The organism is Siccirubricoccus phaeus (genome assembly GCF_008360935.1).
Classification (GTDB): domain Bacteria; phylum Pseudomonadota; class Alphaproteobacteria; order Acetobacterales; family Acetobacteraceae; genus Siccirubricoccus; species Siccirubricoccus phaeus.
This window is the reverse complement of the sequence record NZ_SRXO01000013.1, coordinates 66007-81725: the sequence shown is the minus strand read 5'-3', so window position 1 is coordinate 81725 and position 15719 is coordinate 66007. Positions and strand designations below refer to the sequence as shown.

Below are 15719 nucleotides of genomic sequence, written 5' to 3'. Positions count from 1 at the left end.
CTAGGACCGAATCCAGGCTCAGGAGCAGGACCGGAATGTCGGACGGCATGAGTTTCGAGGAATTGTCGGTCGGCCAGAGCGCCAGCTTCGGCAAGACCGTCACGGAGGCGGATATCGTCCTCTTCGCCGCCGTCACCGGCGACACCAACCCGATGCATCTGAACGCCGACTACGCCCGCGGAACGATCTTCGGCGAGCGGATCGCCCATGGCATGCTGGCGGCCGGCCTCATCACCAAGGTGCTGGGCACGCAATTGCCCGGGCCGGGGACCATCTACCTCTCGCAAAGCCTGCAATTCCGCGCCCCGGTCCGGATCGGCCAGACCGTGACGGCAACGGTGGAGGTGGTGGCGCTGCAGGCGGAGAAGCGCCGCGCCACGCTTTCCACCCGCTGCACCGTGGCCGGGAAGGTGGTGATGGAAGGCGAGGCGCTGGTCTCCGTCCCCAGCCGGGCGCAGCGCGCCGCCATCGCGGCCAGGGCATGAGCGGGCCGCTGATCTTCTCCGCCTGGCAGGAGGTGCCGGCGGCGCTGCACGGCGCCACCCTGGCGCTGGGCAATATGGATGGGGTGCATCGCGGCCATGTCGCCGTGCTGCGGGCGGCGCATGCGGCCCGGCCGGCCGCCCCCCTCGGCGTGCTGACCTTCGAGCCGCATCCGCGCGAGCATTTCCGCCCGGACGACCCGCCCTTCCGCCTGACCCTGCTGCCCGCCAAGGCGGCGGCGCTGGGGGCGGCGGGGGCGCGCTTCGTCCTGGCGCTGCGCTTCGACGCGGCGCTGGCCGCCATGCCGGCCGAGACCTTCTTCGCCGAGGTGCTGCAGCGCGGCCTGGGCGCCGTGCACCTCTCCTGCGGCCAGGATTTCGCCTTCGGCCACCGCCGCGGCGGGGATGCCGGGACCCTGGCCACCATGGCGGAGGCAGCCGGCATCGGCATCACGGTGGTGCCGCCGGTGGGGGATGCGGAGGGGCCGATCTCCTCCACCCGCATCCGCCGGCTGCTGCAGGACGGCTATCCGGAACGCGCTTCGGCCTTGCTGGGCCGGCCCTGGGAGATCCGCGGCGAGGTGGTGCATGGCGACAAGCTCGGCCGGGTGCTGGGCTGGCCGACCGCCAATCTCTGGCTGGGGCGGCACCTGGAGCCGGCGCGGGGGGTCTATGCCGTGACCGTCAGCCTGCCGGATGGACGGGAGGTGAAGGGGGTTTCCAATATCGGCCGCCGCCCGACCCTGGGCGGCGACCCGGAGACGCGGCTCGAGACCTATATCTTCGATTTCAACGAGGATCTGTACGGCAAGGAAATCGGTGTCCGCCTCCGCACCTTCCTGCGGGCGGACGCGAAATTCGACGGGCTGGAGGCGCTGAAGGTGGCCATCGCCCAGGATGCGGCGGATGCGCGGGCGGCGCTCGCCGGGCTGTGAAGCCCCCGCTTGACCCTGCCCCCTTCCCCTCCCCATAACCCGGCCATGTCGCGCCCGGTGGTCAAGCTTCGAGCGGTCCCGCTGCGAATTACCGGCCCGGCCCTTATCTAAGGGCCGGGACGTCACGCGCTTGCCACCACCGACCCGCCGCCCGGCGCCAGGGCGGCCGGAGATGCCCCCGAAATGAGCACCGAAACCCAAGCCGCGCCCCAAGCCTCCTCGGCCCCCCGCGACTACCGCGGCACCGTCTTCCTGCCGGACACGCCCTTTCCCATGCGTGGCGACCTGCCGAAGCGGGAGCCGCAATGGCTGGAGCGCTGGCAGCGCCTCGACCTCTGGCGGAAGCTGCGCGCCCAGTCCAAGGGCCGCCCGTCTTTCGTGCTGCATGACGGCCCGCCCTACGCCAACGGCCCGCTGCATATCGGCCACGCGCTGAACAAGATCCTGAAGGACGTCATCAACCGCGCCGCCCAGATGGCGGGGAAGGACGCGGATTACGTCCCGGGCTGGGACTGCCACGGCCTGCCCATCGAATGGAAGGTGGAGGAGGAGTACCGCGCCCGCGGCAAGGACAAGGATGCCGTGCCGGTGCTGGAATTCCGCGCCGAATGCCGCGCCTATGCCGAGCACTGGCTGGGCGTGCAGCGGGAGGAGTTCAAGCGCCTCGGCGTCTTCGGCGATTGGGAAGGCCGCTACGCCACCATGGATGTCACCTCCGAGGCGGTGATCGTGGCGGAGATCGGCAAATTCCTGATGAATGGCTCGCTCTATCGCGGCCTCCGCCCCGTCATGTGGAGCCCGGTGGAGAAGACCGCGCTGGCCGAGGCGGAGATCGAGTATCACGACTATGTCTCGCCGACGCTCTGGGCGCGCTTCCGCCTGCTGCGCGCCGCGGCGGCGGATCTGGTCGGCGCCAGCGTCGTCATCTGGACCACCACGCCCTGGACCATTCCCGGCAACCGCGCCGTCGCCTACGGCGAGGAGATCGACTACGCGCTGGTGCATGTGGAGGGCGTCGGCGAGGGCAGCTACCTGGTGCCCGGCGAGACGCTGCTCGTCGCCCTGCCCCTGCTGCCTGCCTTCGCGAAGGATGCGAAGCTCGGCGCGCACACGGTGAAGCGCGTGCTGAAGGGCGCGGAGCTCGCCGGCGCCATCGCCGCGCATCCGCTGCGCGGCGCGGGTTATGAATTCGACGTACCGCTGCTCGCCGGCGATTTCGTCACCACCGAGGCCGGCACCGGCTTCGTCCACATCGCCCCCGGCCATGGCGAGGACGATTTCAACCTCGGCCGCGCCCACAACCTGCCGATCCCCGAGACCGTCAACGACGACGGCACCTTCACCGTGCAGGCGCCGGGCTTCACCGGCATCCACGTCTTCAAAGCGCATGACGCGGTCTATGCCGCCTGCGAGAAGGCCGGCACCCTCGTCGCCAAATCGAAGCTGACGCACAGCTATCCGCATAGCTGGCGTTCCAAGAAGCCGGTCATCTTCCGGGCGACGCCGCAATGGTTCATCGCCATGGACGATGCCAACCAGATCCGCGCCAAGGCGCTGGCGGCGATCGACGCGACGCATTTCGTCCCGGATATCGGCCGCAACCGCATCGGCAGCATGGTGGCGGCGCGGCCCGACTGGTGCATCAGCCGGCAGCGCGCCTGGGGCGTGCCGATCGCCGTCTTCGTCGAGAAGAAGAGCGGCGAGCCGCTGCGCGACCCGGCGGTGATGGACCGCATCGTCGCCGCCTTCCGCGTGGAGGGCGCGGATGCCTGGTACCAGCCCGGCGCCGCCGCCCGCTTCCTCGGCAACGAACGCAATCCGGACGACTATGAGCAGGTGATGGACATCGTCGATGTCTGGTTCGAATCCGGCTCCACCCACGCCTTCGTCCTGCCGGACCACGACCTGCCCTTCCCGGCCGATCTCTACCTGGAAGGCTCGGACCAGCATCGCGGCTGGTTCCATTCCTCGCTGCTGGAATCCGTCGGCACCAACGGCGTCGCCCCCTTCAAGGCGGTGCTGACGCATGGCTTCGTGCTGGACGAGCAGGGACGGAAGATGTCGAAGTCCCTCGGCAACGTCACCGCCCCGCAGGCGGTGATGCAGCAATACGGCGCCGACATCCTCCGCCTCTGGGTGATGAACTCCGACACGGCGGAGGATCTCCGCATCGGGCCGGAGATCCTGAAGCAGCAGGCGGAACTCTATCGCCGCATCCGCAACACGCTGCGCTGGCTGCTCGGCAACCTCGCCGGCTTCACGGATGCTGAGACGGTGCCGCATGCCGAGCTGCCGCCGCTGGAACGCTTCATCCTGCATCGGCTGAGCGAGCTGGATGCACGCATCAGGAAGGCGGCGGCGGATTACGACTGGGCCGGGGTCTACCCAGAGCTGCATAATTTCTGTGCCACCGACCTCAGCGCCTTCTACTTCGACATCCGCAAGGACAGCCTCTACTGCGACGCGCTGACGGACCATCGCCGCCGCAGCGTACGGACGGTGCTGGATGCGCTGCACCGCTGCCTGACGGCCTGGCTGGCGCCGGTGCTGGTCTTCACCGCGGAGGAAGCCTGGCTGGCGCGCTGGGGCGCCGGGGACGGGGCGGCAGACAGCGCGGCGGACAGCATCCATCTGCGCGACTGGCCGGTGCTGCCCGGCGAGTGGCGGGACGAGGCGCTGGCGGAGCAATGGGCGCGCATCCGCAGCATCCGCCGCGCCGTCACCGGCGTGCTGGAAAAGGCGCGTGCCGACGGCACCATCGGCGCCTCGCTGCAGGCCGCGCCGGTGCTCTACGGGCCGGCGGCCGATCTCGCCTTGCTGCCGGCGGAGGGCTGGGCGGAGATCTGCATCACCTCCGGCCTCACCCTCTCGGCCGGGCCGCCGCCGGAGGGGGCGCTCGTCCTCCCCGATTCGGGCGGCATCGCCGCCCTCTTCGCCCCTGCCCCCGGGCAGAAATGCGACCGCTGCTGGCGCGTCCTGCCGGAGGTCGGCCTCTCCGCCGCCCATCCCACCCTCTGCCGCCGCTGCGAGGCGGTGGTGGAGGGCGCTGCTTGATCCCGGTGGGCGGCAGCATGCCGGGATCATGCGCGCAGGGTTGCCGGGCACCGCTGCAAGGAGAGCCTTGCAGGGGACCCCGGCCTGGCGGCTGCGTGCCAGGACATGGCCATGCCGGCCGCCTGCCAGGGTGGCCGGCATGAGCCTCCGCCTCGGCCTGCCGGCCGCCGCCCTGCTGCTGGCTGCCGACCAGGCCAGCAAATACTGGATCCTGGAAGGGCTGAAGCTGCCGGAGCTGCGCAATGTCCCGCTGCTCCAGCTCGGCCCGCTCGGCCTCGACCTCACCATGGTCTGGAATCGCGGCGTCACCTTCGGCCTGCTCTCCGGCAAGGGGCCGACCAACCACCTGATCCTCGCCGTGCTGGCCAGCGTCATCGCCCTGGTGCTGCTGCGCTGGATGGCCCGGGCGGAGACCAGGCTGGTGGCCTATGCCCTCGGCGCCGTGGTGGGCGGGGCGGTGGGCAATGTGCTGGACCGCTTGCGCTTCGGCGCGGTGGTGGATTTCGTCGATGTGCACCTCGCCCTCTCCGGCCAGGTCTGGCACTGGTACGTCTTCAATGTGGCCGATGCCGGCATCGTCTGCGGGGTGGCCGCCCTCCTCGCAGATGCCTTGTTCCGCCGCCCTTCCGGCCTTAAGGAAGGCGCATGAGCCCGCCTGCCCCTCGCCTGGCCCTTTGCCTGCCGCTGCTGGCCACCATGCTTGCCCCTTTGGCCGGCTGCGGCCCGGATACCGCGCGCAGCTTCGGCTTCACCCGGGATGCGCCGGACGAATTCCAGGTCACCACCCGGGCGCCGCTCTCCATGCCCCCTTCTCTGGGCGAACTGCCGGTGCCCCGCCCCGGCGCGGAGCGGCCGCAGGAGCTGACGCAGCGCCAGGCCGCGGAGGCCGCGCTGGTGCCCGGCGCGGCCCTCGCCGGCCCGGCCACCGGCCCGCGCAGCAGCGGCGAGGCGGCCCTGCTGGCCCAGACCGGCCGCCCGGTTTCCGACGATATCCGCCGCCGGGTGGATGAGGAGAGCCTCCGCCTCGACCAGCCGGAGCGCGGCCTGGCGGACCGGCTGATCTTCTGGCGCCAGCCCGACCCGCCCGGCACGCCGCTGGATGCCAATCGCGAAGCCCGTCGGCTGCGGGAGAACGCCGCGCTCGGCCGCGACGTGACGGATGGCGAGACCCCCATCATCCAGCGCAGCCAGAGCAGCAACCCCGTCCGCCGGCTGCTCGAGAGCATCTTCTGATTTCCCCATGAAGCCACTGGCGCGGCTTCATGGGGGCCCCGGAGTCGCCGGGTAGGTCAGGCTTCGCACAGCCTGGCGCGGCGAAGCCGTGCCAGGGGCAGCGGGCGGGTCGCTTCGGCCATCGAGGCCCTAGAGCGGTTTCACGCTGACTGTGCAGCGCGAAACCGCTCTAGCTTATGGATTGTAGAGCAGCTTCACGCCTCCGGGCGATGCCGCCCGCCAGCGATCTGCTCTAGAGCGGGATCGGTTGAGCTGCGCTCAACCGCCCCGCTCTAGCTCATTGTTCGGTCGCGTGATTCACGGTTTCGGTCGATTCGACCTCAACCGATCACGCTCTAGGCAGGCGGGGCGAAGCCCGGCGCTGCCGATAGAATTTGCACCGGCGCATCCCTGCCCGCATGCTTCCCGCGCCGGTGACGCCGCCGCGCGGCTTCGCCGGGGATGGGGAGCGCCGGACAGGCAGGCCCCGCACCGCCTGGCGCGGCAACCCCACGCCAGGGCAAGGGGCGGAGTGCTCCGGCCGTCCCCCCTGCCCGATCGGCCAGGGGGCCCGGCGCCGCCACCGATTAGGTTTGCACCGGGCCATGCCCACCCCACATGCTGGAGCATGCCCGAGATGACCCGCCGCACCGCCATTGCCGCTGCCGGCCTGCTCCCCACCACCCTCGCCGGCCCCGCCCCGGCGCAGCCCGCCACCCCCGCCCTGGCCCCGCCACCCCCGCCGGCGGCGCGGCCGCTCTTCGGCGCTACGGCCTGGAGCCTGCCCAATGGCCTGCGCGTGGTGCTGGCGGAAAGCCGCCGGGTGCCGGTGGTCTCCCACTACCTGTTCTACGCCGCCGGCGGCGGGGAGGATCCGGCCGGCCGCTCCGGCCTCGCCCATTTCCTCGAGCACATGATGTTCAAGGGCAGCCCGCACGTGCCGCCCGGCGCCTTCAGCCTGGCCGTGGCGCGGGAAGGCGGGCAGGACAACGCCTTCACCTCCCGCGACGTCACCGCCTACCACCAGACGGTGGAGGCCTCCCGCCTCCCCCTCGTCATGCGCATGGAGGCGGACCGCTTCGCCGGCCCCCTGCTGCCGCCGGAGACAGTGGAGCCGGAACGCGCCGTGGTGCTGGAGGAGCGCCGCCAGCGCACCGACAGCAACCCCCGCGCCCGCTTCTTCGAAGCCTTCGAGGCGGCGCTCTATGGCCGCCAGCATTGGCGCGGCCGCCCGATCATCGGCTGGGAGGAGGAGATCCGCGCCCTGACGCGCGAGGATCTGCATACCTTCTACGAACGCCGCTACGCCCCGGCGAATGCCGTGCTGGTGGTAACGGGCGATGTCCGCGAAGCCGAGCTGCGCCGGCTGGTGGAGGAATTCTACGCCCCCATCCCCGCCCGCCCCGCCCTGCCGCGCGACCGCGCCGCGCCGCCCGAGGCCGCGGTGGAACCCCGCCTCACCCGCCGCGACCCGACGGTGCGGGAGGCCACCTTCCTCCGCGCCTACATGGCCCCCAGCCTGACCTGGGGCGATGCGGACGCGGCCTGGGCGCTGGAGCTGCTGGCGCATCTGCTGGGCAGCGGCCCGGGCAGCCGGATGTACCGGGCGCTGGTCGAAACCGGCCTCGCCACCTCCGCCAGCGCCTCCTATGACAGTGAGGCGATGGGCGTCGCCAGCTTCACCCTCAGCGCCACCGCCCGCCCCGGCACCACGCCGGAAGCGCTGGAGGCGGCGGTGGATGCCGTGCTGGCGAAGCTGCTGCAGGAGGGCCCGGCCGAGGCGGAACGCACCCGTGCCGCCCGCCAACTCACCGCCGGCGCGCTGCTGGCGCTGGACGGCATCGGCGCCGCGCCGCGCATGCTGGGCGGCGCGCTGGCCATCGGCCTGGAACTGGAAACCGTGGAATTCTGGCCCGCCCGGCTGCGCGCCGTGACGCTGGAGCAGGTGACCGCCGCCGGCCGCTCCCTGCTGGGCAGCGCGCCCAGCACCACCGGCTGGCTGCTGCCGGGCTCCGCCTCGTGACCGCCGCCACCCCGGTGGAGAGCGGCCAGCCTGCCGGCTTTTCCCTGCCCATCCAGCTGGTGGCGGCCGGCGGCCTCACCGCCTGGCTGGTGGAGGATCACAGCGTTCCGGTCGTCTCCCTTTCCTGGTCCTGGGCCGGCGGCGCCAGCCTGGACCCGGAGGGCGAGGAAGGCGCCGCCGCCATGGCCGGCGCCCTGCTGACCGAGGGCGCCGGCCCGCTGCCGGCCACCCAATTCGCCGATGCGCTGCGCGACGACGCCATCAATCTCGGCTTTTCCACCGGGCGCGATGCCTTCGAGGGCAGCCTGCGCAGCCTGACCGAGGCGCTGCCCCGGGCGCTCCGCCTCGCCCGGCTGGCCATGGCGGAGCCGCGGCTGGACGAAGAGGCGGTGGGGCGGGTGCGCGCCCGCGGCATCGCCAATGCGCGGCGCAGCCTGGAAACCCCGCGCGGCCAGGCGAACCGCGCCTTCTGGGCCGCCGCCTTCCCCGGCCATCCGGTCGGCCGCCCGGCCACCGGCACGGCGGAAAGCCTCGCCGCGCTGCGGCCGGAGGCGATCCGCGCCGCCCTCGCCCGGCAGGTGCGGCGGGAGGGGCTGCTGCTGGCCGTGGCCGGCGACATCACCGCGCCGCAGCTCGCCGCCCTGCTGCCGGAGCTGTTCGGCGGCCTGCCGGCGGGGGAGCCGCCCGCCGTGCCGCCCTTGCCGGAATTCCACGCCTTCGGCCAGCAGGTCGTGCCGGTCGCCTCGCCGCAATCCGCGGTGATCTTCGGCCAGGCGGGGCTGGCGGCGGAGGACCCGGATTGGGAGACGCTGCAGGTGGTGCTGCGCATCCTCTCCGGCGGCGGCTTCGCCTCCCGCCTCATGCAGGCGGTCAGGGAGCAGCGGGGCCTGGCCTATGGCATCAGCGGCGGGCTGGAGGTGCTGTTCCGCCGCGGCATCATCATCGGCGGCGTCGCCACGGAGAATGCCAGGGTGGCCGAGACCCTGGCGGTGACGCGCGAGGAATGGGCCCGCATGGCCAGCGAGGGCCCGACCGAGGCGGAGCTGGCGGATGCCGTCGCCTATCTCACCGGCTCCCTGCCGCTCGCCTTCACCGACAGCCGGCGCATCGCCGATACGCTGCTCGGCATGCGGCAGAATGGCCGGCCGCCGGACTGGCTGGCGGCACGCCCGGCCCGGCTGCGGGCGCTGGGGCGGGAGAGGCTGGCCGCGGTCGCGCAGCGGGTGCTGCAGCCGGCCGCGCTCGCCGCCATCATCGCCGGGGAGCCGCAGGGGCTATAGCTCCCCACGAAGCCGCTGCGCGGCTCCGCGGGGGCCCCGGGTCACGCCCCGCAGACCGCTCTGCGGCTTGCGGGGCCCGATGGACGTTTGGCGATCGGCGCTGCGGCACAGCCTGGCGCGGTAAGGCCGCGCCAAGTCAACGGGCGGTCCGGTTGCGGCATGGCACGGCAAGGCCCGACGCCGAGGGCGGCGCGCCCGATCCCCTGCCTGTGACCGGCTGCAACCGGATCGTCGGATTTTCGCCGCATCCGCCCTGCCATATTGAGGGGATGCACAGGGGAGGCAGGGCATGAAGGAAGCGATCCGGGCGGCCTGGGCGGAGATCACGAACCTCGCTTCCGCACCTGAGGCGGCAGCGATCCGGCCCCTCTTCGCCGCCGATCCCGGCCGCTTCGACCGCTTCTCCTGGTCGGTGGACGGGCTGCTGCTGGACCTTTCCAAGACCTCGCTGAACGAGGCCCGGCTCGCCGCCCTGCTCGGCCTGGCCCATGCCACGGGGCTGGCGGCGCGGCGGGATGCCATGGCGGCGGGCGAGGCGATCAACGCCACCGAACGCCGCGCCGTGCTGCACATGGCGCTGCGCGCCCCGCGCGCGGCGGGCTTCCGCACCGGCGGCGAGGACGCCTCGGCCGAGGTGCATGCCGTGCTGGGGCGGATGGGGCAATTCACCCGGCTGGTGCATGGCGGCGGCCTGCTCGGCGCCACCGGCGAGCGCTTCACCGATGTGGTGAATATCGGCATCGGCGGTTCCGATCTCGGCCCGGCCATGGTGACACGAGCGCTCTGGACGCCCACGGCGCCGATGCGCGCCCACTACCTCGCCAATGTCGATGCCCATGCCTGGGAGGCGATGCGGCCGCAATTGGACCCGGCACGGACCCTGGTGCTGGTCGCCTCCAAGACCTTCACCACCCAGGAGACGATGACCAACGCCACCCTGGTGCGGAACTGGCTGCAAGGCGCGCTGGGCGAGGGCGCGGCGCAGCATTTCGCCGCCCTTTCCACCAATATGAAGGCGACGGCCGAATTCGGCATCCCGCCGGAGCGCGTCTTCCCCTTCCGCGACTGGGTCGGCGGGCGGTTCAGCCTGTGGTCGGCGATCGGCCTGTCCATCGCCCTGGCGCTGGGCTGGGAGGAATTCACCCGGCTGCTCGCCGGCGCCCGCGCCATGGACGCGCATTTCCTCGGCACGAAGCTGGAGGCCAATTTGCCGGTGCTGCTGGCGCTGGCGGAGGTGTGGCATGTCAACGGCCTGGGCTACCCCAGCCGCGCCGTGCTGCCTTACGACGAGCGCCTCGCCCGGCTGCCGGCGCATCTGCAGCAGCTCGAGATGGAAAGCCTCGGCAAGCGGGTGGCGCTGGATGGCAGCGCGGTGGCGCAGGCCACCGGCCCGGTGGTGTTCGGCGAGCCCGGCACCAATGCGCAGCACAGCTTCATGCAGCTCATCCACCAGGGGACCCGGCCCGTGCCCTGCGACATCCTCCTGGTGGCGAAACCCGACCACGCCCATGCCGACAGCCACCGCAAGCTGCTCGCCAATGGGCTGGCCCAGGCCGCGGCGCTGATGCGCGGCAAGGAGGCCGCGGAGGTGGAGGCGGAGATGGCGAAGGCCGGCGTGGCGCCGGCGGAGATCGCCCGGCTGCTGCCGCACCGCATCTTCCCCGGCAACCGTCCCAGCGCCACCCTGCTGCTGCCGCATCTGGACGCCTTCACCCTGGGGCAGGTGGTGGCGCTGTACGAGCACAAGGTGTTCTGCCTCGGCGCCCTCTGGGGCATCAACGCCTTCGACCAATGGGGGGTGGAGCTGGGCAAGCAGCTCGCCGGGCCGATCCTGGCCGAGCTGGAAGCCGGAGAGCCGAAGCCCGGGGCGCATGACGGCTCGACGGAGGGGCTGCTGCGCACCATTTCAGAGGCCTGGCGCAACGCATGATGGACCGCCCCGGGGCGGACAAGGCAGGCTGGCGGTCATGGACCAGCCGGCGCTCTATGAGGAGGACATCCATGCCTAGTCGCAGCACCAGGCGCGGCTGCTGCGCGGCCTTGCCTCCTCCTATCGCCTGCCCGGCGATCTCGACCTGGCGCATGTCGCCGAGGAGATCGAGGCGGTCGGGAATGAGCGGCGTTTCGCCACCGAGAGCCATCTCCTCCAGGCCCTGACCCATCTCATCAAGCTGCCTGCCCTGCCGGAGGATGACGCTGCCTGGCATTGGGCGAAGGAGAGCCGCGCCGTCCTGCTGAATGCCCGCCGCCGCTACCGCCCTTCCATGCGCCGGGCGATCGACCTCGCCGGACTCTGGACCGATGCCCGCCGCCTGGCCCTGGCCGATCTCGCCGATGACGGCCACGCCGCGCCGTCCCTGCCGGCGGATTGCCCCTTCATCCTGGACGACCTCCTCGCCGAGGCGTCCGAGCCTCGCCCCCTCGCGGCGCGGCTTGATCCCCGCGGGTAATCCCCCCGAAGCCGCTGCGCGGTTCCAGGGAGGCCCCGGGAATCGCGCCACGCCCAGGACGACGCACTTCCCACCACGGCCAAGCTGCGGCGGGGCACCGGGCAGCCCCCAGGGCCGGCGGCCGTGCCGAGCCGGCCCCCTTCTTCCCGCCGGCCATGCTAGACTCCCGCCGAGTCCCATGTCCCGTCCCCGCACGCCCCACGCCGTCCGCCCTGCCCCCCGGCCCCGCCCGGCGCCGCCCGTTCCGCCGTCGCGGCTTCGCCGCGACGGCCTGTGCGAGTCGCCGCTCGGGAACCCCCCTTCGGGGCCCCCATGACGGCGCGCAGCGACGTCATGGGGATTAGCGTCATGGGGATCAGACTCCTCCCCGAAACCACCGCCAACCGCATCGCCGCCGGCGAGGTGGTGGAGCGCCCGGCCGCGGTGGTGAAGGAGCTGGTGGAGAACGCTCTCGATGCCGGCGCCTCTCGTATCTCCGTCACGCTGGAGGAAGGCGGCATCGGCCGCATCCTGGTCGAGGATGACGGGCATGGCATGGCCCCCGCCGACCTCGCCCTTTGCGTCGAGCGCCATGCCACCTCGAAGCTGGCCGAGGAGGCGATGCTGTTCCGCATCGCCACGCTGGGCTTCCGCGGCGAGGCGCTACCCTCCATCGGCGCCGTCGCCCGCATGGAAATCACCTCCCGCCCCGCCGGCGGCGATGCGCATGCCCTCGCCGTCGAGGGCGGCCGCAAGGGGGAGGTGAGGCCGGCCGCCGGCGCCCCCGGCACCCGCATCGAGGTGCGGGACCTGTTCTACGCCGTCCCCGCCCGCCGCAAATTCCTGAAATCCCCCCGCGCCGAGGGCGACCAGGCCGTGGAGGCGGTGCGCCGCCTCGCCCTGGCCTGGCCGGAGACCGGCTTCCGCGTGACGCTGGAAGGGCGGGAGGTGCTGTCCCTCGCCCCCGCCTCCCGCGAGGACCGCATCGCCGCGTTGCTCGGCGCCGAATTCGCTGCCGCCGCCCTGCCCGTCACCGCCGAGTCCGGCCCGCTGCGCCTCTCCGGCCTCGCCGCCCAGCCGGCCTTCACCCGGGCGACGGGCACGGAGCAGCATCTGGTGGTCAATCGCCGCCCGGTGCGGGACCCCTTGCTACGCACCGCGCTGCGCGTCGCCTATCGCGAGCTGATCGCCGCTGGCCGCCACCCCGTCGCCGCGCTGTTCCTGGAGCTGCCGCCAGAGGCGGTGGACGTGAACGTCCACCCGATGAAGACGGAATTGCGCTTCCGCGAGGAAGCGGCGGTGCGGGGGGTGCTGATCTCGGCGCTGAAGCGGGCGCTCTCGGCCGGGGCCGGGGTGGCGACGCCCGCCCCCGCCCTCACCCAGTACCGCCCGAGCCCGGGCTGGGGCGGCTGGTCCCGCCATCCCATGGCTGGCCCGGCGCCCTTGCCGGCGGCCGGCGGCTTCGCGGAGCTGCAGCTCGCCCTGGCCGGCGCGCCCGGCGCGGCGGCGCCCCGGCCGGCGCCCTTGCCCCTCGGCTTCGCCCCGCCCCGCCCGGCCGCAGCGCCCGAGGCACCGCCCGCCCCGGCCGACCATCCGCTCGGCCGCGCCCTGGCGCAGTTGCTGGACACCTACATCCTGGCCGAAGCGCCGGACGGCGCCCTGGTGCTGGTAGACCAGCATGCGGCGCATGAGCGGCTGACCCAGGAGGCGCTGAAGACGCAGTTGCTGGCAGGCGGCGTCCGCGCCCAGCCCCTGCTGCTGCCCGCTGTGGTGGATCTGCCGCAGGCCGAGGCCGCCCGGCTGCTGGAGGCCGCGCCGGATCTCGCCCGGCTGGGCCTCGAGATCGAGGGGTTCGGCCCTGGCGCGGTGCTGGTGCGGGCCCTGCCCGCTTTGCTCGGCCCGGCCGATCCCGGGCCCCTGCTGCGGGACGTGGCGGCGGAGCTGGCTGCCGAGGGCGAGGCGGTGGCGCTGGAGAAAAGGCTGGATGCAGCGATCGCCCGGCTGGCCTGCCATGGCTCGGTGCGGGCCGGGCGGCGCCTGACCCCGCCGGAGATGGATGCGCTGCTGCGCCAGATGGAGGCGACGCCCCGCGCCGCCACCTGCTCCCATGGCCGCCCCACCTTCCTCAGGCTCGGCGCGGCGGAGCTGGAGAAGCTGTTCGGAAGGCGGTGATCCGAGGAAAGGCCTGCCCGCCGGCGCGGCGGGCGTTGCGCCGCTTCGGGTGCGCCACCCCCCACCCCAACCCTCCCCCGCGGGGGGAGGGGGTCCAGCCTACGCGCCGGTGATGCCGCGCTGCTGCCGTGGGGATTTCACAAGGCCGCCGCCAGCCGCCGCGCCTTGCCCAGCAGCAGATCGAACTCCACCGGGTCCGTCGTGGCATCCCGCGCCACCGTGGCGACGGCGCCGGGCAGCAGGGTCAGCACCGCCGCCAGCATGGCCCGGTCTCGCGGCAGGGCCAGCCCGTCCAGCAGCCCCTCGGCCAGCGCCGCCTCGGTCAGCCAGAGATAGGGGCCGTATTTGTCGCTGCGCATCGCCGCGCTGTCCTCCGGCCATTGCTCGAACATCGCGGGCCAGTCCGGCCGGGCGCGGAATTCCAGCACCGGCGCCCCGCCGCTGATGACGAATTTGAAGCGCAGCCGCGGCCAGGCCTCGCCGCCGGCCCGCACCCCCTCCAGGGAGATGTCCAAATGCCGGTAGCTGCCGCCGCCCAGCACCATGCTGTCCTCCAGCCGCGCCGCGGCCAGGCGGGGCCGGCCCGCCTCCTCCGGCGTCTCCGGCAGCCGGGCACGGCGGCGGGGCTTCACCGCGCTCGGCTGCGCCACCCGCCTGCCGTACAGCGCCGCCAGCTCCAGCCTCGCCTCCGCCTCCGGCGCGCCGCCATGGCGCAGCGCCAGGGCCACCATCGCCGCGCGCGGCGCCGCCAGCGGCAAGGCGAGGCTGATGGTCAGCCCCTCCCCCGCCGGGGCGCCGCGCCAGCCGGACCAGCGCGCGCCGGGCGGTTCCAGGCTCAGCTCCTCCAGCCCCGCCACCAGCGCCCCCTCGGGCTGCAACCAGAGCGCCGCCTCCAGCCCCATGGCATCGCCGAGGGCCGGGGCGAACTCCACCGTCAGCAGATCCAGCCCGTTGAGCGGCACGGCGGGCAGCAGGATCAGCGCCGCCTCGCCGCCGCGCAGCCGGGCGGTGAGCCGTGGCGCCTCCCGCCCCAGCGCCCGCCGCTCCACCCGGCCGAGCGGCAGCCGGGCGCCGAGCAGCAGGCTTTCCGGCAGCGCCACCCGCACCCCATGCGGCGCCACGTCCAGCCCTACCGCCTCCGCATCCCAGTGCAGCGGCTGGACGAAGCGGCGGCCATGCGAAGCGGTCCAGGCGCGCAGCGCCAGGGCGCGGCCGGGGGCACCGTCGGGAGTACGGTCGGGCGGGACGCCGGGCGCGGCCGCCGGGCTGGCCACGGGAAGGTCGCTCTCCCGGTCCTCCAGGGAGAGGCGCAGCGCATCCCCCGGCCCCAGCTCCGCCGCCAAATCCAGCACCGCCCCCTCGCGCACCGGGCCGAGCGGCTGGGGCAGGTCAAGCGCCAGCCAGCCCGGCGCCAGCGCCTCCCCAGGGATGTCCCAGGCGGCCATCACCCGGCCGCTCTCGGCGCCATGCAGGCGGAGCCGCAGGCGGCCGAGCCCGCCGACCGCCGCCTCCGCCAGATGCAGCGCCAGGGCGGTAAGGCCGGACAGCGGCAGGCCGAGCGCCTGGCCGGCCACCAGCCGTCCGCCCGCAGGCGCCAGCGCGGCGCGCGGGTCGGGCTCCGCGGCGCGGGCCAGCGCGGGGGGCGGCAGGCTGGGGGGCGGGCCGGCCTCGGTCAGCAGGGCGTGCATCGCCTCGCGCAGCGCCTCCGCCTCCTGCCGCGCCGCCACCAGGGCCCGCTGCCATTCGCCCGCGGCGGCGCTGCGCGGGGCGAGGGCGGCGGCCAGCAGAGGCAGCAGGCCGGGCAGCGCCTCTGCCCCGGTCCCGGCCGGCAGCAAAGGCGGCAATTCGGGCGCCACGCCGGCCCACCAGCCGCGCAGCCCGTCCAGCGCCGCAGGCGGGCCGATCATCGCCAGCACCTCGCCCGGCACCGCCGCCAAAGGCTGGGTGGCGCGCGCCGGGTCGCCCCCCGGCCGGTGCAGCCGCCCCTCGGCATCGACCAGCCAGAGGCCGAGCCCGGGCAGGGCCAGCGCCTCCAGCCCCGGCAGCCCGGCGGCGGCGAGCAGCAGCGGGGCGGGGCGGTGGAACTCGGCCAGCAAGGCGGGTTCGATGCGCGGCGTCATGGCGCGGCTCCG

11 protein-coding genes are annotated in these 15719 nt (G+C 73.6%); 10 read left to right on the top strand and 1 reads right to left on the bottom strand.

Features of this window, described 5'->3' with window-relative positions; genetic code table 11:
* The first annotated feature begins 35 nt into the window (after positions 1-35).
* The 10 genes from E5N76_RS18180 to mutL all read left to right on the top strand — a co-directional run bounded on the left by E5N76_RS18180 (position 36) and on the right by mutL (position 13587).
* Positions 36-485, top strand: a complete 450-nt coding sequence (locus E5N76_RS18180) for a MaoC family dehydratase (RefSeq protein WP_149538748.1) — start codon at positions 36-38, stop codon at positions 483-485.
* Positions 482-1417, top strand: coding sequence for a bifunctional riboflavin kinase/FAD synthetase (locus E5N76_RS18175; protein WP_149538747.1), 936 nt, complete (start codon positions 482-484; stop codon positions 1415-1417). The genes E5N76_RS18180 and E5N76_RS18175 overlap by 4 nt, the downstream gene beginning before the upstream one ends.
* A 183-nt stretch (positions 1418-1600) precedes the next feature.
* Positions 1601-4471, top strand: coding sequence for an isoleucine--tRNA ligase (gene ileS / locus E5N76_RS18170; protein WP_149538746.1), 2871 nt, complete (start codon positions 1601-1603; stop codon positions 4469-4471).
* A gap of 139 nt (positions 4472-4610) precedes the next feature.
* Positions 4611-5120: a signal peptidase II gene (gene lspA / locus E5N76_RS18165; protein WP_149538745.1), complete on the top strand. Its 510-nt coding sequence runs from the start codon at positions 4611-4613 to the stop codon at positions 5118-5120.
* A complete protein-coding gene (locus E5N76_RS18160; RefSeq protein WP_149538744.1) occupies positions 5117-5704 on the top strand; it encodes a DUF3035 domain-containing protein in 588 nt (195 codons plus the stop codon). The genes lspA and E5N76_RS18160 overlap by 4 nt, the downstream gene beginning before the upstream one ends.
* Before the next feature lie 607 nt (positions 5705-6311).
* Complete coding sequence (locus E5N76_RS18155) at positions 6312-7706, top strand: M16 family metallopeptidase (protein ID WP_149538743.1); 1395 nt, start codon at positions 6312-6314, stop codon at positions 7704-7706.
* Positions 7703-8986, top strand: coding sequence for a M16 family metallopeptidase (locus E5N76_RS18150; RefSeq protein WP_149538742.1), 1284 nt, complete (start codon positions 7703-7705; stop codon positions 8984-8986). Before E5N76_RS18155 ends, E5N76_RS18150 begins: the two co-directional genes overlap by 4 nt.
* 289 nt (positions 8987-9275) lie before the next feature.
* Positions 9276-10916 carry a glucose-6-phosphate isomerase gene (gene pgi, locus E5N76_RS18145; protein ID WP_149538741.1) on the top strand — a complete coding sequence of 547 codons (1641 nt, stop codon included), beginning with the start codon at positions 9276-9278 and terminating at the stop codon, positions 10914-10916.
* A gap of 97 nt (positions 10917-11013) precedes the next feature.
* Entirely contained in the window at positions 11014-11436 is a 423-nt protein-coding gene (locus tag E5N76_RS18140; protein WP_149538740.1) for a DUF29 family protein, read from the top strand.
* A gap of 348 nt (positions 11437-11784) precedes the next feature.
* On the top strand, positions 11785-13587 hold the full coding sequence (gene mutL, locus E5N76_RS18135; RefSeq protein ID WP_149538739.1) for a DNA mismatch repair endonuclease MutL: 1803 nt from the start codon (positions 11785-11787) through the stop codon (positions 13585-13587).
* Positions 13588-13724: 137 nt separating this feature from the next.
* Here mutL and E5N76_RS18130 read toward each other — a convergent pair whose 3' ends face one another.
* Positions 13725-15707 carry a DUF6212 domain-containing protein gene (locus E5N76_RS18130; protein WP_149538738.1) on the bottom strand — a complete coding sequence of 661 codons (1983 nt, stop codon included), beginning with the start codon at positions 15705-15707 and terminating at the stop codon, positions 13725-13727.
* Positions 15708-15719: the final 12 nt, after the last annotated feature.

What these genes read in the sequence shown, in the direction of transcription:
- pgi (WP_149538741.1), top strand. Translation starts at nt 9,276, where the DNA reads ATGAAGGAAGCGATCCGGGCGGCCTGGGCGGAGATCACGAACCTCGCT.
- mutL (WP_149538739.1), top strand. Translation starts at nt 11,785, where the DNA reads ATGGGGATCAGACTCCTCCCCGAAACCACCGCCAACCGCATCGCCGCC.
- ileS (WP_149538746.1), top strand. Translation starts at nt 1,601, where the DNA reads ATGAGCACCGAAACCCAAGCCGCGCCCCAAGCCTCCTCGGCCCCCCGC.
- E5N76_RS18160 (WP_149538744.1), top strand. Translation starts at nt 5,117, where the DNA reads ATGAGCCCGCCTGCCCCTCGCCTGGCCCTTTGCCTGCCGCTGCTGGCC.
- E5N76_RS18155 (WP_149538743.1), top strand. Translation starts at nt 6,312, where the DNA reads ATGCCCGAGATGACCCGCCGCACCGCCATTGCCGCTGCCGGCCTGCTC.
- lspA (WP_149538745.1), top strand. Translation starts at nt 4,611, where the DNA reads ATGAGCCTCCGCCTCGGCCTGCCGGCCGCCGCCCTGCTGCTGGCTGCC.
- E5N76_RS18175 (WP_149538747.1), top strand. Translation starts at nt 482, where the DNA reads ATGAGCGGGCCGCTGATCTTCTCCGCCTGGCAGGAGGTGCCGGCGGCG.
- E5N76_RS18130 (WP_149538738.1), bottom strand. Translation starts at nt 15,707, where the DNA reads ATGACGCCGCGCATCGAACCCGCCTTGCTGGCCGAGTTCCACCGCCCC.
- E5N76_RS18180 (WP_149538748.1), top strand. Translation starts at nt 36, where the DNA reads ATGTCGGACGGCATGAGTTTCGAGGAATTGTCGGTCGGCCAGAGCGCC.